Annotated in this window: 17 protein-coding genes; 5 read left to right on the top strand and 12 right to left on the bottom strand. The window is 39.8% G+C overall.

Annotated features, from left to right (window positions below; genetic code table 11):
* Nucleotides 1-143: 143 nt before the first annotated feature.
* Entirely contained in the window at nt 144-644 is a 501-nt protein-coding gene (locus CSV60_RS09325) for a ferritin (RefSeq protein ID WP_099636790.1), read from the top strand.
* 12 nt (nt 645-656) lie between these two features.
* On the opposite strand, the gene CSV60_RS09320 is transcribed toward CSV60_RS09325, so the two are convergent.
* The 5 genes from CSV60_RS09320 to CSV60_RS09305 all read right to left on the bottom strand — a co-directional run bounded on the left by CSV60_RS09320 (nt 657) and on the right by CSV60_RS09305 (nt 3,672).
* A complete protein-coding gene (locus CSV60_RS09320; protein WP_099631410.1) occupies nt 657-869 on the bottom strand; it encodes a cysteine-rich CWC family protein in 213 nt (70 codons plus the stop codon).
* A 12-nt stretch (nt 870-881) separates the two neighbouring features.
* On the bottom strand, nt 882-1,031 hold the full coding sequence (locus CSV60_RS15840; RefSeq protein ID WP_158231548.1) for a hypothetical protein: 150 nt from the start codon (nt 1,029-1,031) through the stop codon (nt 882-884).
* A 15-nt stretch (nt 1,032-1,046) separates the two neighbouring features.
* A complete protein-coding gene (locus CSV60_RS09315; protein ID WP_099636789.1) occupies nt 1,047-2,045 on the bottom strand; it encodes a YcjF family protein in 999 nt (332 codons plus the stop codon).
* Nucleotides 2,046-2,155: 110 nt separating this feature from the next.
* Nucleotides 2,156-2,713, bottom strand: a complete 558-nt coding sequence (locus CSV60_RS09310; RefSeq protein ID WP_099636788.1) for a DUF420 domain-containing protein — start codon at nt 2,711-2,713, stop codon at nt 2,156-2,158.
* 68 nt (nt 2,714-2,781) lie between these two features.
* Nucleotides 2,782-3,672: a LysR family transcriptional regulator gene (locus CSV60_RS09305; protein ID WP_099636787.1), complete on the bottom strand. Its 891-nt coding sequence runs from the start codon at nt 3,670-3,672 to the stop codon at nt 2,782-2,784.
* 132 nt (nt 3,673-3,804) lie between these two features.
* On the opposite strand from CSV60_RS09305, the gene CSV60_RS09300 reads away from it, so the two are divergent.
* A complete protein-coding gene (locus CSV60_RS09300) occupies nt 3,805-4,776 on the top strand; it encodes a DMT family transporter (RefSeq protein ID WP_099636786.1) in 972 nt (323 codons plus the stop codon).
* Between the two features lie 119 nt (nt 4,777-4,895).
* Here CSV60_RS09300 and CSV60_RS09295 read toward each other — a convergent pair whose 3' ends face one another.
* From CSV60_RS09295 to argC, 6 genes are all read right to left on the bottom strand, one after another.
* Nucleotides 4,896-6,512 (bottom strand): methyl-accepting chemotaxis protein, encoded by a 1,617-nt coding sequence (locus CSV60_RS09295; RefSeq protein ID WP_099636785.1) that lies wholly within the window; start codon nt 6,510-6,512, stop codon nt 4,896-4,898.
* Between the two features lie 266 nt (nt 6,513-6,778).
* A complete protein-coding gene (locus CSV60_RS09290; protein WP_099636784.1) occupies nt 6,779-8,320 on the bottom strand; it encodes an NlpC/P60 family protein in 1,542 nt (513 codons plus the stop codon).
* Nucleotides 8,321-8,640: 320 nt separating this feature from the next.
* A complete protein-coding gene (locus CSV60_RS09285) occupies nt 8,641-9,771 on the bottom strand; it encodes an acetylornithine transaminase (RefSeq protein WP_099636783.1) in 1,131 nt (376 codons plus the stop codon).
* Nucleotides 9,768-10,547: an acetylglutamate kinase gene (gene argB / locus CSV60_RS09280; protein ID WP_099636782.1), complete on the bottom strand. Its 780-nt coding sequence runs from the start codon at nt 10,545-10,547 to the stop codon at nt 9,768-9,770. The genes CSV60_RS09285 and argB overlap by 4 nt, the downstream gene beginning before the upstream one ends.
* Nucleotides 10,510-11,733: a bifunctional ornithine acetyltransferase/N-acetylglutamate synthase gene (gene argJ / locus CSV60_RS09275; protein ID WP_199171270.1), complete on the bottom strand. Its 1,224-nt coding sequence runs from the start codon at nt 11,731-11,733 to the stop codon at nt 10,510-10,512. The genes argB and argJ overlap by 38 nt, the downstream gene beginning before the upstream one ends.
* A gap of 39 nt (nt 11,734-11,772) precedes the next feature.
* Complete coding sequence (gene argC, locus CSV60_RS09270) at nt 11,773-12,813, bottom strand: N-acetyl-gamma-glutamyl-phosphate reductase (protein WP_233189590.1); 1,041 nt, start codon at nt 12,811-12,813, stop codon at nt 11,773-11,775.
* A gap of 193 nt (nt 12,814-13,006) precedes the next feature.
* On the opposite strand from argC, the gene CSV60_RS09265 reads away from it, so the two are divergent.
* Nucleotides 13,007-13,786, top strand: a complete 780-nt coding sequence (locus CSV60_RS09265; RefSeq protein WP_099636781.1) for an enoyl-ACP reductase FabI — start codon at nt 13,007-13,009, stop codon at nt 13,784-13,786.
* Between the two features lie 111 nt (nt 13,787-13,897).
* On the top strand, nt 13,898-15,217 hold the full coding sequence (brnQ, locus tag CSV60_RS09260; RefSeq protein WP_099636780.1) for a branched-chain amino acid transport system II carrier protein: 1,320 nt from the start codon (nt 13,898-13,900) through the stop codon (nt 15,215-15,217).
* A gap of 108 nt (nt 15,218-15,325) precedes the next feature.
* On the opposite strand, the gene argH is transcribed toward brnQ, so the two are convergent.
* Nucleotides 15,326-16,648, bottom strand: a complete 1,323-nt coding sequence (gene argH / locus CSV60_RS09255) for an argininosuccinate lyase (protein ID WP_099636779.1) — start codon at nt 16,646-16,648, stop codon at nt 15,326-15,328.
* A 309-nt stretch (nt 16,649-16,957) separates the two neighbouring features.
* Here argH and CSV60_RS09250 point away from each other — a divergent pair, with 309 nt between their 5' ends.
* On the top strand, nt 16,958-17,890 hold the full coding sequence (locus CSV60_RS09250) for a cation diffusion facilitator family transporter (protein WP_099636778.1): 933 nt from the start codon (nt 16,958-16,960) through the stop codon (nt 17,888-17,890).

Below are 17,890 nucleotides of genomic sequence, written 5' to 3'. Positions count from 1 at the left end.
CTCTTATAAGTATATCAGTTGATCATTATAAGTATCCAATTTAATATCTGGCATGCAATTATGTCGTTTAAAGGTATACTGTAAACAGCGGACATGTCATACATTACGCTAGTTACGTTACCATCAGAAAAGGGGCGATCCACATGATTAGCGAAAAATTAGCACAAGCTTTGAATGAACAAATGAATAATGAATTCGCCGCAGCACAAACTTACTTATCCATGGCATCTTACTGTGAATATCGAAATTACAGCGGATTTGCTCACTTCTTTCTACAACAAGTAGAAGAAGAGCGACATCACGCAATGAAAATCTATTCTTATTTAAATGATCGTGGGATCCGAGCGATTATTACAGAAACACCTGCACCAGCTACTTCTTTTGATAACTTGGTACACACGTTTGAAGTGGCATTAATACAAGAAAAAGAAGTAACAAAATCATTCTATCAAATCATGGATATAGCCTGGGAAGAAAAAGAGCACGCAACGATTTCTTTCCTGAATTGGTTCCTAGACGAGCAAGTCGAAGAAGAAGCAACCTTCGATAGACATATCGAGTATCTGAAACGTATCCGTGAAGATAAGAACGCATTGTTCATTTACGAGAAGGAGCTTTCCACACGTTCGTTTGAAGCCGAATAAAAAACAGGCAAGCTAGAGGTTCATAGACCTTTTGCTTGCCTGTTCTATTTTAGTAATACGGATCAAACACATTTCACATATACACTGTTTATAAAGATGTTCTTCTGGTATTTGCCGAAACACTTCTTCCGGGAAAATCTTCTTTGTACACCAGCAGTGCTCATTACTCTCGGTTGAAGTACCACATAAATTATTCCCCAGGCAAATCGGACATTCATTTTTCATATAATCCTCTTCCTATAACCGATGCTTGTCCAGCTCAGCTGTATTTTTCTTCTCTAACTCTTCTACCCGATCTTCCAATTCCTTATTTCTTTTCATACTTTCCATCGAATACAAACCAGCTAGTAAAGCGACCACAAATGTTGCGTAGTTAAACCACTCCATACATCCCGCCCCTTTTTACTTTTGTTTTTTCAAAAATAGTTCATATACTTTTTTCAATGTGTCTGGTGTGAGTTCCATATTATTTTCATACATGTATTTCACTGCATATCCTAGCGCAACTGTCATAGAACCTGCAACACTCGCAGCAACGACCATTCCTGCGCCGGGAATCACTTTAACAATTTGTCGGAATGCTGTTTTCCCGATATTTCCTACAATCGTTGCAATGATCAACTCTTTCGCATGGTCTTTCGTAATCGGTTTTCCATACAATGTCGACAGCTTCAACATGAGGCCCACTTGCAATGTCGTCAATGGGATAAAGTCAGCTCCTGGAATGGGTACTGCTCCAATCGTAGCCGCTGATGCACCGGCTGCGAGAATCCATCGTTTGGCAATCGATGACTTATCCGCCATGTTTGCCGCGAGTAATAGATCTTTATTTGCATCTTTTAATTGCTGAAGGATCTCTTTTTGTAGGAACTCCATTTGCTCTCCTGTCTTCGAAGAGATTGGAATAACCGGATAAGCAAACCCAGTATGCTCCAAAACATAGTTCACTAAACTCGGAATATCATCAGCTGCATCTATTTTATTGAGCACGAGAATGATTTTCTTGTTGAGTGTAGCAATCTTATTTAATGACTTTAGTTCCGTATCTGACAATACAGTACCTGCTGCATTCAAGAAGAATAAAATCACATCTGCTTGATTATAAAATTTCAGCGTCTCATTTGAATGTTCTTGATAGATATCATCAAGACCGGGTGTATCAACAAATAGTATATTGTCCGTGTAATAAAACTTTTTAACTTCCTTCGTTTCACCGGGTTGCGCACCCACTTCCGCAACATCTTTTTGCATTAGACGATTTAGTGTAGATGACTTTCCTGCATTAACGTCGCCCACCATTGCTAGTAGAATTTCTTTATTTAATTGCTCATTGATAAGATCAGATTCTTGTTTAAACACTTCATCAAATGATTCATCTGACATAAAATTTGGAGTTTTCATTACAGCACGTCCCTTCACTTAATTTGATTATTCAGATTATCCTATTGTAAAAAAGAGCATCAGTCATTCATCCACTTTTGACTGATGCCCTACGCTATTTATCTGGTTACTTAATAATAAGGTGAAATCAAGATATACACAAGTACCCCGGTGAAACTAACATATAACCAAATAGGCATCGTCCAACGTGCAATTTTGCGGTGACGTGGGATCTCCATATTCCATGCTCTTGCTACACTTGTTAGTGCTAACGGAACGATTGCAGCAGCTAACACGATGTGTGAAAACAGGATGAAGTAATAGAACCCAGCCAAGAAACCACTGCCGCCAAATGGTGTAGACTCCGATAAAAAATGATATGCGACATACGTTACTAAAAATAAAGCGGTTGTGCCAAATGCTGCATAGATAAAGCGTTCATGCAGTTTGACATTTTTCTTCAAGATCGCAACTAATGCACATACGAGAAACATAAAAGTGAAACTGTTAAATATGGCATTCAATAAAGGTAAAATCGTAATATCGAATGCTGTGAAATTCTCTACACCTGGCATACCTGCTAAGATGCCAATCGCACCGATAAGAATGACCGAGATAATAATAATTGCCGGACGGTAATTCCGTTTTTTAAAATTTGCGTGCGGTGTTTTTTGATTCGTATAGTCCATCTAGTGACACCCCTAATTCTATATTCATAACTACCCTATATCCTACCATACGTAACACGCTATGCAGGTCAAATTTGTGTCGACTTTTGAAATTGCTCATCTGACTTTTCTCTGAATTCATCAATAACTTTTATAAACTTAGCAATAGTCGGTGTCAAATAGGAATCAGCACGTCGTACAAAAACTGTTTTAATTTGGCTGTATTTTGGTGGCAGATGATAACAATAGACTGAGCCTTGATCTAGAAGATGAGAAACAGTTGATTTCGGCACGAATGTTACACCTAATCCTGCTGCCACACTTCCGAGAATCGTCTCCAGTGTTCCGAACTCCATCATTTTCGTTGGCTTAAACCGCTCATCTTCAAGCCACAACTCTAGACGCGCCCGATAACCACAACCCTTTCCAAAACAAAGTATCGGCTCATCTTTAATATCTTCTATGGATTGAAACGGTTTACTCGAAAGTAACACGAGTTCTTCTTCAAGAACATCGTGTACAGCTAGGTCGGGATGCGTCGTTCCTTCCGAAATAAAAGCTCCGTCAAGTTGATGGTTTAGAACTTTATACTGCAATCCTTCTGTTACACCTGTCAATAGTGAAATATCGACTTGGTTATACATTTTATTATATCTCGATAAAATAATTGGTAATTTTATGACAGTTTCTACCGATCCCAGCTCAAGCTTTCCTGAGGGCTCTTTGTCATTTTGCACGACTTTTCTCATTTCATTGGTCAGTGATAATATTTTCTCGCTATAAATGAGAAGTCGTTTCCCCTCAGGCGTCAAGATCATTCCTCGGTTGTGTCGGTTAAATAATGGGGTCTTTAATTCTGCTTCGAGTTTTTGTATTCGGGACGTAATATTTGACTGTACATAACGTAATTCTTTAGCAGCCGCTGTGATTGTTCCTTTTTCTGCGACCATCTGAAATATCTCCAAGTCTTTAAATTCCATAGATACCCTCCTAGTAACATTCTCTTATTCATATGATATCAATAAAATTGATAGTAGTCATCAATATTATTCGTTTTACGTGATGTCTAATATAGTGTTTACTAGAGGTAGTACTTCAAGGAGGTTAAGCAGTTGAAAAACAAAATTATCTGGGGAGCGTTTCTGTGCTTTATAGCCAGTGTGTCCTGGGGAGCAATGTTCCCAGTTGCCAATAGTGCATTCAAAAATATCGACCCGTTTTATTTCACATTAATTCGTTATATTTCAGTAACATTCTTGCTTGTCGTAATACTCTGGTTTAGAGAAGGAACACAAGCTTTCCGCTTTGAAAAGAGGGGATTATCCCTTTGGTTCTTCGGCACGATGGCATTCGTTGTCTATAACCTCTTTATTTTCTGGGGACAAGATCTAATGGGACAACCCGGGACTATGGTGGCTTCTATTTCAGAGGCCATGATGCCAATGATTTCTATTGTCAATGTATGGGTAATTAGTAGACATAAACCACATGGCTTCACGCTCACTTGTGTGTTTACTGCATTTGTCGGTGTCATGCTTGTCATCACAAAAGGTGACTTACGTACGTTTTTGACAGCAACAGATGACATTGTGCCTTCATTGCTAATCTTCATCGCGGTAATCGGCTGGGTGATTTATACGATGGGTGGAAATCGATTTAGTGAATGGTCCGCATTACGTTATTCTACGTTAAGCTGTTTACTTGGTACAGTAACTGCTTGTATAGTGGTATTCTTCGTAACGTTGACAGGTTATATTTCTGTCCCCACTGTGGAAACATTGCAAGTGGTAACACCACATATGTTGTTTATGATTGTATTTCCAGGTGTTATTGCATTAGTAGGTTGGAATGTTGGAGTACGCATCTTGTCTCCATTGAATGGATTATTGTTTATTAATTTTGTGCCGGTGACCACGCTGGTCATTTCATATATACAAGGCTATCAGTTAACTATTTTCGATTACATTGGTACGGTATGTATTATTGCAGCGCTGTTAGGAAATAATATATTCCTCCGTATACAGCAGAAGCGCAAAGATGAGGCGCGTCAATATAAAAAACATAGTATGCAGCCTAGTGTTTAATTCAAAGTGAGAGATCTACTATAATTAATTGAACCAAAAAACAAAGACACATTCCAAATTCTTGGATTGGGTCTTTGTTTTTAATTTGCTGATTTTCCATTTGCACTATAGATGAAAGATTAAAACGTGAAGCGGTGGACGATACGACTTAACGCTGTTGCTTCGTCTGTTAGTTTGCCGGCATCACTTGCCAACTGCTGGATTCCCTCTACTTGTTCATCCATACCCGCTACTGTTTGAATGACACTTTCCGTGAATTGTTCAGAGATCTTAGTAATTTGCTCAATGATTTTTTCGATTTGCTCACCGTCTTTAATTAATTCTTCCGCGTGAAGGCTATTGCTTGTGACAGCTGATTTAGTATCTATCACGGCGTCATTCATCAAGTGGATGGATTGACCGGCTACTTTGACGATTTCGACACCTTCCTCAATAGTATCCGCATTCGATTCAACATGTTGAACGGCGATTTTCACTTCGTTATTTGTTTGTTCTAACGTTCGCACAACATCGTTTGCGAATGCATTCGTTTCTTCTGCCAGTTTACGAACTTCGTTTGCCACGACTGAGAATCCACTCCCCGCTTCTCCGGCTCTTGCTGCTTCAATGGAGGCATTGAGTGCTAATAAGTTCGTTTGTTCAGCGATTTTCGTAATAAGAGAAACTTTTTGAATGACTTGATTGATATCCTCAGCGACCTGCATAATTTTTCGTGAAGATACGTGAACGGCTTCATTGATTTGCCGCATCTTTTCCTCTGTTTCTTCAATTGCTTGACTACCTTCTGTTGCAGCAATCGACGCATTTTCGGACTTGGAAAGTGTTTGCTGTATGCGCAATTCCATTTCTCGAATTCCTGCCATCATCGTTTGAACCATTGCATTGGCAGATTGCAGTGAAGATAGTTGTTGCTCTGTTCCCCCTTGGAAATGTTGCATAGTTTCACCATATGAAGTGAAGACATTTGATAATCGACCCGCTTCAGAAGCCTGCACTTCACTAATTCGATCTACTATTTCAGAAGAGCGATCAAGTTCTGTGACGATATTTTTTGTACCGATAACAATTTTATTAATTTCAAAACCAATTTGATTAAATTCAGATCGAGATCTTTCAGTCACTTCGGCTGTTAGATCACCAGATGAGATTTTTCTTGTGACTTTACGCCAAGACCGTACACCTTTCATGACCATCATATAGAGAACAGATGTGAAAATGCCCGAAAGAAGTAAAGACATACTAACAAATGCAATGACCTGTAGGATAGATAGATTAAATATATTCGCAAGTGTCCCCATGGCTAAAGCCGGCAATACAACAGCTAAAGTCGCTCCATATAGAATAAATCTCTGATGATTTATTCTGCCTAATCGCAGTGTGAATTGCCTGTTTCCTACTTGAATAATCGGCATAGCCGCATCGATAAGTCGCTCACCGGATTTTCTATCATACACTTGCAGTAACGGCTTGGTTGTATTTGCAGCACGCAAGCCAATGGCATCGGAAAATACTGTACCTTCCCATAACCGATTAGTATGAATATAGCTTCGACCCATTTCATCCACAATGACAAAGTATTCATCTTCTTCCAGCTGTTCATCCAATAATTGATGAAGTACTTGATAATTCAAAGTAAATGATTGTTCGTTTTCTATTAATGGCTGAATGCGTTTTGTGACCCGTTCTACTTTTTTAAGCGCATTACGTGCAGAAGATGTTCTTAAAAGCTTTTCCAATCACGTCACCTCTTTAGGTCCTTTTATACTATATAATTACTATATCATAAATTATGAGAAAGGTCTTAATGATTCTTTTTTGAAATGTGATCATTCGTAATATTTGGATATCAAAAAGTATATCCTATCTTGTTTGGTAACATATTACTTCCTCATGGATGTACTACTTTACTCATTCTATTTTTACATTAGCTTTTCGTGTATATGCCTTTCATTAAAGTACGAGACACTAAAAACGTACAGACATCATTGTCTGTACGTTTTCCTCATTTTACATATCTTCTAGCTGAAACATATTCTGATTTATACGGTTCCGCAGTCATTGGAATGATCTCTACAGTCCGTTTGGGATTTGGAGCATGGATCATTTGTCCGTTCCCCGCGTACATCCCTACATGATGAATGATTCCTTTTCCTTTATTATAGGCAAAGAACAGTAGGTCACCGGGTTGTAAATCTTTCTTCTGTACCAACGTTCCATTCAGTGCTTGCACGGATGCATCACGTGGTATATCAATACCATGCTGCCGATAGACAGAGTACGTGAATCCAGAGCAATCCAAACCAAATCCCGAAGTTCCTGCCCATAGATACGTTAATCCGTCAAAAAGCTTGGCTGTTTCCATGATTTGCTGTGTTGTTGGCTTTGGCATGACACCATCCGCTCCTATGATCTTCACCGCACTTCTATCAATATACTTCACTCCGTCAGCAGGTGTCTGAACAGCAAGTTTATTATCCAGGACGTTTACTATAGGCAATGTTGTATTGAAGCTAATTGAACGAAAAGGCTGCTGACTATTTTCATTCATTGTAAGTGTGGTTGATTTAGTTGTCACCATGGCTGTGTCGCATGTTGCATAGTTAGGATATACTGTTGTCAAATGATTTTTCAGCATCCACCCCGGATAACCCGCTGCGTTTTTAGGAGACTTTTGGTCTACTACTACCACTTGAACCCAGTCACCTTTTGTCTGCAGGACTTTTACTGTTTGACCATATAGTGCTTGAGTTTCTAATTTACCTACTAGCCATTGTTTTTCGCGCACACTCATCTGGGCAACCCATTTCGTGATATCAGGCGATTTATTTATTGCGTAAGCATCCACTGTTCGCGATTTTCCTGGCTCTTTCCACAGTGTTGTAACAGGAACATTTACTGTTTGCACTGGCGTATTACTCGGCTTATAACAAGCAGATTGTTCTCTGAAGTCTGGCTCAAGAATTCGCGCAAGAAATACTGCAAAGTGCCCACGTGTTAATGTTTGATTCGGCTTAAAAGTGTTATCTAAATAGCCTGTCGTAATGGCATTTACAGATAATTTTTGTATATCGGATAACCCCCAGTATGTTGCAGGTACATCACGGAATCGATATGTCGAATTACCCGTCAAGTTGAATGCCCGAACGAATATCGCTGCCATCTGTCCACGTTTCAAATTGCCATACGGTTGAAATTCATTTTTCTCGTTACCCATAAAAATACCTTCATCGACCATTGTGGCGATCAGTGCGTAATGTGGGTGAGACTGCTTTACGTCTGACAGTTTTACTTCAGGTCTATTATCTACAGAGATTTTTAGTGCGCGTCGGATCATTCCTGAGGCTTCGAGACGTGTGATGGGTTCGTTTACACGGTATTTGGTGTTCGGTTTTTCTATGATAATATCATTTTCAACTAGGTATTGTATTTCTTCAGCTGCTGAGTGCTGAGGATGTACGTCTTGGAAGACGGTGGCAAGTGGGTTCGTTGGGATTGTCAATAGGACTAGCATCATCGTTAGCACTATTGCACTTATCTTTTTCAATTCTAGGACACTTCCATTCTCTTAGGTAGTTTTGCCTTAACTATACCTGAGCAATAATTCTTTGTATAGAAAGAATTCGAAAAATGGATATGATTTTCTTTCGAAAAACTTTTAAAGGAATAAGTGTAATGGAGTAGTATAGTCAGCAAGGACGTAGTTATTACTGGTTGCTATTCATCGATGTTTGAATTGTAATTAGTTTACATCCGACCTGAACTTACACCCACGCAAAAAAGATCTCTCTTGAAGCATTTAGACTTCAAGGGAGATCTTTTGTTAACTGAATAGCAGTTCACAGACTACTTTAATTCAAATATTTATTAAATTAATATATTCTTTAATATCGCCACTGCCTGGTCGATTTCTTCTTTTGAAACCGTCAGTGGTGGTAATAGACGAATGACATTCGTTCCAGCAGGTACAAGGAGCAAGCCTTGTTTTTCGGCTTCTTGGATGTATGAACCGATTTCATTATTTGAATGAATTCCAACTAATAAGCCATTACCACGAATCGAATATTTATCATTTGGTAGTTCTGATTGGAGTTGTTGCTTCAGATATGCAGACTTTTCTTGAACATCCTTTAAGAATGCTGAATCAAATACATGATCGACTACTGTTTGGGCAACTGAGATCGCTAATGGATTACCCCCAAAGGTTGTACCATGTGTGCCAGGTCCGAATGTATGGAACAGCTCTTCACTAGCTAGCATTGCACCAATAGGGAACCCGCCACCAAGACCTTTAGCAAGTGACACAATATTAGGTTTTAATGCAGTTTGCTCATAAGCATAGCGAGTTCCTGTGCGTCCAATTCCTGTCTGCACTTCATCGATAATGAGTAGAATATGATGTTCTTTACAAGCAGCCATAATCGCTTCAGCGAAAGCCGGTTCGATAGAGTTCACTCCACCTTCCGCTTGGATGACTTCTAGCATAATGGCAGCCACGTTATCGTTCGTCGCTTGTTTCAAAGCCTCGCGGTCATTAAACGGCAATGCTTCAAAACTTTCAAGCATCGGACCGAATCCTTTTTGGATTTTATCTTGACCGGTAGCCGCCATTGCCCCAAATGTTCTCCCGTGGAAAGACTGTTTGAACGATAAGATATGATGCTTGCCTGTATGTTTGCGTGCTAGTTTAATCGCAGCTTCATTCGCTTCGGCCCCACTGTTACAAAATAATGCATATGACAGATCTGTATTTCTTGTCAATGATTCAGCAAGTTTTTCTTGCTCTGGACTTTCGAATAAATTGGAAATATGCCAAAGCTTTTCACTTTGTTCTTGTAATGCTTTAACAATCGCAGGATGAGCATGACCTAAACTGACGACTGCGATCCCGCTAGTAAAGTCTAAATAATCTTTCCCTTTATCGTCTGTTACTACGGTACCATTTCCTTTTACGAGATGTACCGCGCGTCTTGCATAGTTATTGAATAAATACGTCACACGATTGCCTCCTCATTGGTAATGACCGTGCCTTTTAATTTTTGACAGACAATTTGTACAGATGGAATACCCGCTTCTAGACAATCGATAGCCGCCATAACTTTCGGGATCATTCCTCCGTAGATATCTTCCGTTTGGATCCAGTCATAAATAGCTTGAGGTCCTACTTCTGCCTGAGGATGATCTTGAATACGGATTCCCGATGTATCCGTAACTAATAATAAACTTTCTGCCTCGACAGCTAATGCAATTCGACTCGCGACTGTATCCGCATTAACATTCAATGGTTCTCCAGAAATGGTTGCACCGATACAAGAAATAACAGGAATAATTTCTGCATCTAGTAGCGCATCCAAGACTTCTGTTTCAACTGTTTTTATTTCTCCCACATAACCATACGTTTCAAAATCCAGGACATCACATGTAAATAAGTTCGCATCGAACCCGCTTAATCCAATCGCATTGATTCCTGCGTGATTGAAGCGGTGTACGAGCGCTGGATTTACTTGACCTATCATGATTGACTGGACGATACCAATCGCTTCAGCAGACGTAACGCGGAATCCTTTAACTACAGTCGAAGTGACTCCACGATTTTCAAGCTCTTGATTAATATTCGGTCCTCCACCATGAACAATAATCACTTGAACACCATCTTGCTGTAATTTTTTCACACCCTGAAAAAAATCGTCACTTAACTCGTCTAGCATACTGCCACCTAGTTTAATAACCTGTCGTTTACGTGCGGTATGTTGCGTTAATTTGGACGTAGTCATAAGTAAGATCGCACCCCCATGCCATTCCCTGACCAGCTCCCTGGTTTAGTTCTATTGCAAATTTTACTTCGTGTTGTTTAAGATAAATCAACAGTTCTTCTTCTGAAAACGGAATAGGTTCCCCGCTTTCTACTACTACAGTGTCACCGATATAGATTTTGATATCTTCAGGATCTATTGTCGCACCGCTATATCCGACTGCCGCAATGATTCTCCCCCAGTTGGCGTCACAGCCAAATACTGCCGTCTTGACAAGTGGTGAGCCTACAACAGATTTTGCAATTTGACGCGCTTGTTCATCGGAAACTGCACCCGTCACTTTTGCTTCGATTAATTTGGTAGCACCTTCTCCATCTTTAGCAATCATTTTTGCCAAATCACGTGATACGGCATGCAATGCATCGACGAAAGATTGCCATTCGGGATGATCTGGAGTTAATGAATGATTACCCGCAAGTCCGTTTGCCATAACGAGTACCATATCATTCGTTGATGTATCACCGTCTACTGTAATGGAGTTGAAAGTTACATCCGTAATTTCTTTTAATGCTGTTTGTAAATGTTCTGACTCGATATGGGCATCGGTTGTAATGAAACCTAGCATCGTCGCCATATTCGGTTCAATCATTCCCGAACCTTTTGCAACACCCGCAACTACTACTTCACGATCATCAATCACCGTTGCATATGCAGTGTTTTTCGTTACGGTATCTGTAGTTAAAATTGCTTGGGAAAATTGAATGGAACCTTCTAATGTATCCAACGGTTGAAGTTTTTCAATACCAGAGAGTAAAGGCGCCATATTCATTTGTTCACCTATAACACCTGTTGACGCAATCCCTACAAGATTTTGGTCAATACCTAGGTGATCTGCAGTTTTACGTTGCATACTCACTGCGTCTCGCATGCCTTGCTTTCCAGTACATGCATTTGCGTTACCAGAATTAATAACAATCGCTTGCATTTTTTGAGTTTCGTAGACAACTTTCTTTGTCACTTGAAGTGGAGCTGCCTGGATTACATTCGTTGTGAAGACACCCGCAACACTCGCTGGCACTTCGCTGACTAATAGTGCTAAATCATTTTTCTTATGCTTTAGCCCACAGTGAATGCCGACTGCCTTGAACCCTTTTGGTGAGATAATATTTTTACGCGAGATGCGCTTCATACCTTCGATAGTTTCCATAATCGTGCTCCCCTCAATTCTTGTGTTCAAATTACTTGTTTAAATCCATAATGGAATGAGATCGATTCCTGTTTTTTCATTTAAACCATATTGGATATTCATATTTTGTATAGCTTGTCCCGCGGCGCCTTTCACCACATTATCAATGACCGCTATAATCGTTGCTTGATTTGTGCGTGGATCTACTTTGACATGTATATCGCAATAATTGGAGCCATATACCTGTTTTGTGCTAACCTTTTGCACATCTGTCAAAATCCGAACAAACGGACTATCTTTATATGTCTCTTGCAAGCAATTTATAAGCTGTTCTTGCGTTACTTGTCCATTTACTTTTGCATAGCTCGTCGTCATGATACCTCTTGTCATAGGAACCAGATGCGTAGTGAACATAATGGGTTCCGGCTGATCAGCAAATGTATTCATTGCTTGCTCAATTTCTGGTATATGCTGATGCTGATGAATCTTATATATAGAGAAATTTTCATTCGTTTCACTGAAATGTGTAGCTTGGCTTGGCTTATTCCCCGCACCAGATACACCACTTTTCGCATCGATTATTAATCGGCTACCATCAATTAGTTTATTTTTCAATAACGGAAGTAAAGATAGTAGAACTGCTGTCGGGTAGCACCCTGGATTCGCAATGATTTCCGCATCGGCAATATGATGTTTATTCCATTCAGGAAGTCCATATACACTTTTCTCCAAGTGTTCAAGTGGCGGTGCATCTTTTTGATACCATTGCTCAAAAGCCGCTTGATCTTTCAGTCTAAAATCTCCCGATAGGTCAATTAATTTAGCACCTGCACCCACCAATGGTGGAAGTAACTTAGTTGTTACGCCAGCTGGTGTACTGAAAAACACCGTATCTAACTTGCTAATATGTTCAGGTTCTATAGCTTTCATCGATTGATCGTGAATATTCACGAGATGTGGATATTTTTGGGAAAAGACTGTCCCCACTTCTGAGGAAGTGAATAAATCAATTTGTTCAATTTCCGGATGGTTTTGTAGTAACCGTATTAACTCTAGGCCACCGTATCCAGACGCTCCTACGATTCCAACCTTCAACGTCATCACCTCTTTATTCATTACAGACAAGTATACGTATGTATAATTATAAAGTCAACTGTATTTTTATTTATTAACAGTTAATTTACCGATTCTATTTCCCTTCTTTTAGAAAATCTATAACTTCTTCCTCACTATATGTTATTATTATGGAGAGTATAATATGATCAAATGAATAATAAGATTTCAGGAGGCTATTATGGTAGATTTATTAAAATTATCCGGTAAAAACATTGTGATTATGGGTGTTGCGAATGAACGTAGTATTGGTTGGGGAGTAGCAAAAGCATTATTCTCAGTTGGTGCGAATGTCATTTTCACATACCGTAAAGATCGCTCTCGTGATAAATTAGAAAAAGCATTGGCTAAAAGCGAATTTACAGCCACGCAAATTGTTCAATGTGATGTGAATAGTGATGAAAGTATAGAGCAGGCTTTCAAAACGATTGGCGAACAAGTTGGTGTGATCCACGGGGTAGTTCACTCCATTGCATTTGCACATCAACAAGACTTGCATAATCCATTCGTGGAAACGACCCGTGATGGATATGCGTTCGCGCAAGATTCCAGTGCCTATTCATTGGTGGCAACAGCACGTGAAGCCCGTCATTATATGACAGAAGGTGGAGCGATCATTACGATGAGTTATTTAGGCGCAGAACGCGTTCTTGAAGGCTATAATGTAATGGGTGTTGCAAAAGCCGCACTTGAAGCATCAGTACGCTATTTAGCATCCGAGCTAGGTGAACAAGACATTCGTGTAAATGCGATCTCTGCCGGAGCGGTTCGTACATTGTCCGCAAAAGGTGTTCCTTCCTTTAATACAATCCTCAGTCAAATTGAGGAACGTGCGCCATTAAAACGTAACGTTAAACCTGAAGAAGTTTCGGATATGACCGTGGCGATGCTAAGTAATTTATCGAGTGGTGTGACAGGTGAAGTCATCTATGTAGATGCTGGCTACCACATTATGGGGTAATCTTATAAAGGATTCTCTTAGGAGAATCCTTTTTTATGGGCACCTTTCATTAAAATGCCATTAATAATCGAAATACATACACTTTTCAAAGTACCTCAGGAGGAATTCCAAATGAATAGATTTACAAAATTCGATACGTTCAAACTGGGGCTGACGATGTTCGCTCTCTTTTTCGGTGCGGGAAATATGATTTTTCCACCGTTACTTGGTCAACAAGCTGGAACGCAAACCTGGATTACACTGGCTGGTTTTTTAATAACGGGAGTCGGTCTTCCCTATCTAGGCATAATTGCAGTAACTATGAGTGGCAATCAATTAAATGATTTAGCCAGAAGAGCATCGCCTTTATTCGCCATGATTTTCCCATTCGTTATATATTTAGCACTTGGACCGTTCTTCGGAGTTCCTCGTACAGCGACTGTTTCATTTGAAATTGCGGTTTCCCCATTTATGCCGGATTCGTATTCTAGGTTGGCATTGGCGCTATTTTCGATTTTATTTTTTGCAGTGACGATTTGGCTCTCCTGTAAGCCGAATAAAATTGTCGATCGATTCGGAAGTATTTTAACTCCAATATTGCTAGCTATCGTAACGATTATTGTCGTGATTGGAATGATCAACCCAGTGGGTGAAGCAGGCGCGCCACAAGGATCTTATGTAGAAGATTACTTTTACAAAGGATTTATTGAAGGTTACGGAACAATGGACGCAATGGCAGCGCTCGTCTTCGCTATTATCGTAATTAATGCCGTGAAGGCAAAAGGTATTACCGACAGAAAAGCAATCACTTCCATTACGATGAAAGCAGGATCCATCGCAGTACTCGGGCTGAGTTTTGTCTATGCCGGATTAGCATATTTAGGGATGACGAGCCGCTCTGTAGCAGAAGGTGCAACGAACGGTGGAGATATTTTAGCAAAACTTGCATATGCTTTGATGGGTAATAACGGATTATACCTACTTGGACTTGCAGTAACACTAGCTTGCTTAACAACATCTGTTGGATTGACAACCGCTAGTGCTACATACCTCTCCAAAGTCGTACCTAGGATTTCCTATCAAGCATTCGTGTTTATTATTTGTTCGTTTTCTATGATACTTGCGAATGTCGGCCTCACGCAATTGCTTGCAGTCTCCATTCCTGTACTAGTTGGAGTGTATCCTCTAGCCATTGTCCTCATAACTTTCAGATTGTTACATCCGTTATTTAAAGGCTATCATGAAGTGTATAATTACGGTTTACTAGCGGCTGGTCTTATTGGATTCTTCGATGTGTTACGTGCATTCAATGTCAATCTGGTACCGGTTACATATATTTTGGAATTCCTACCATTATATGAACAAGGTATTGGCTGGATTTTGCCTGCAATCGTGTTTGGCGCGGTAGGATTTATAGTCGCTTCTGCTCAAGGTAAGCCCCGTGTTGAATAATAAAAAGCCTGCGGATATTCCGTAGGCTTTTTACATGCTAATTAATGTTTAGTTTTACTTAGGAAGTACTCTCTAGTGTCCAGTAAAAAAATGGCTTCCTTGCTAGAATTACTGTTCTTTCATCAATCCTTTGTTACCTCTTGAAATAATTGCTTCATAATCGATGTATTCGTAGATATCCTCATCGATATGATCGCTGTACTTTTTGAGTTCCCCCACTGTTAGATCTTCAATCGCTTTGTTTTCCTGTTCACAATAAAGAATAATTTTTCCGACCACTTCATGAGCATCACGGAATGGCATACCTTTTGCGACTAAATAGTCTGCCACTTCTGTTGCATTTAGGAAACCACCTTTAATCGCTGCTTTCATTTGATCTGCATTTACCTGTAGAGTATCGATCATTTTAGACATGATTTCCAAACAATCCAGAACTGTATCAAGTGCGTCAAAGAATTGTTCTTTGTCTTCTTGCATGTCTTTATTATAGGTTAATGGCAATCCTTTCAACGTCGTGAGTAAAGCGAATAGAGAGCCATATACACGTCCTGTTTTTCCACGGATCAGTTCTGCTGCATCCGGATTTTTCTTCTGTGGCATGATGCTACTTCCTGTTGAATAGGCATCTGAGATGGTGATGAAACGGAACTCTTGGCTGCTCCAGAGAATCAGTTCTTCACTTAAACGGCTCATATGCATCATTATGATGGAGAAATCGGACATCAATTCTACTAAGTAGTCGCGATCACTGACCCCGTCAAGGAAGTTATCAACCGGTTTATCGAACCCTAGTAATGCAGTCGTCACTTGACGATCAATATCATGTGTCGTCCCAGCTAGTGCACCACAGCCAAGTGGATTTTCATTCAAAATCTCGGCAGCATTTTGCACACGTTTCTTATCGCGTTTGAACATTTGTGCATAAGCGCCCAAATGATGTCCAAAAGTGACAACTTGTGCGCGTTGCAAATGCGTATAGCCTGGCATAATAACGTTGTTAGCTTTTCCCTTTGACTCAAGTGAATCGATTAGGACCTGAAGCGCGTCTATGACGACAGAAGTTTGATTTCTCGCATATTGCCTCATATCGACAGCTACTTGATCGTTTCGACTACGCGCTGTATGTAATTTCTTGCCTGTCTCTCCTACTCGCTCTGTTAGATTCATTTCAACGAATGAATGAATATCTTCATAATTACCTTCAATTTGTAATTCGCCCGATTCGATATCTGCCAAAATCGACTGTAAGCCGTTTACAAGTAATTCGCCTTCCTCGGGTGACAGTAAATCTGAATGTACTTGCATCGTTACGTGTGCAATACTACCTGCGATGTCTTCTCTGAATAGACGATAATCAACAGGCAAAGAGCTGTTGAATTTCTCCATAATCTTATCTGCTTTGCTACTAAAACGACCGCCCCAAAGTTTCATTATTCATCATTCCTCTCAACGTGTATTTTTATTCGTATTTCTGTATACTGATTATCCCTATTGCCAACTTGCATCAGATCTATTCTTTTATTTTGACACAGTGGACGAATTTTTTCTACTTTGAGTAATGTTGTGTCTGCTTGCATAAACCGTATATTTATGGGATAATAATTGAACTATAAATGAATGAGTGATGACAATGAGAAACTTTGTCCCAATCCAACAATTAAAATTACGTATGACCTCGCCTAAGCTAAGCGAGGTTTTTTTGTTGCTTGTAGGAAACACTCTTAGAGGAGGGAAACTTTTATGACAATTCATATACGCGAACATTCTACTTCTGCCATTTTAGCTATCTGGATTAGTTTATTGAGTAATGTGATTTTGACTGTATTAAAACTAGTAGTCGGATTTGTTTTCAGAAGTCCTGTTTTACTCGCAGACGGTTTCCACAACGCAGGTGATGTGGTAGCTTCTGCCGCTGCACTGACATCCATGCAAATTTCAAAACGTCCCGCAGATGAAGATCATCCGTATGGACACGGCAAAGCGGAAGTTATTGGTTCAAGCATAGTCGCTATTATTTTGGGGTTAGCCGCAATCTATATTGCTTTCGAAGCTATAATGGCTTTATTCGAAGATCCTGCTAAAGCGAGTAAAATTGCCTTAATCACTGCGATTGTGTCTCTAATTTGGAAATATATACTCTATGTCTACACCATTCGAATCGGTACCGCAGAGAACAGTAAAGGCCTGATCGCAACGGCCTATGATCACTTGGCAGATGTCTATGCCTCACTTGCCGCAGTGGTAGGAATTGGACTTGCTTTAGTTGGAGATGCTTACGCATTGCCGCTACTCACATACGGTGATCCCATTGCAGGTATTATCGTCTCGATTCTTGTCTTAAAAATTGCTATCGATATCGGTAAGGAAAGTATTGATATATTAATGGAGAAAAGTGTAGGCGATGAACGATTAGTCGCTTTTGAAGAATTGATTCACTCCATTCCAGAAGTGAAACGAATTGATCGCTTGCGTGCAAGAGAACATGGTCATTACGTATTGGTGGATATTCGTATCGGTGTCAGTGGTGATTTAACTATACAAGAAGGTCATGTTATTTCGAGTAGATTACGTAATTTGATCATGGCAAAAAATGAAGATGTCGACGAAGTGTTAATTCACTTAAATCCGTGGTATCCCGAAAAACAATCCGGTATACTTACTAATGAGGAGTGA

Source organism: Sporosarcina sp. P7 (assembly GCF_002743425.1).
Classification (GTDB): Bacteria; Bacillota; Bacilli; order Bacillales_A; family Planococcaceae; genus Sporosarcina.
Note: the sequence above shows the minus strand (reverse complement) of the source record. Positions and strands in the feature narration are given on the sequence as shown.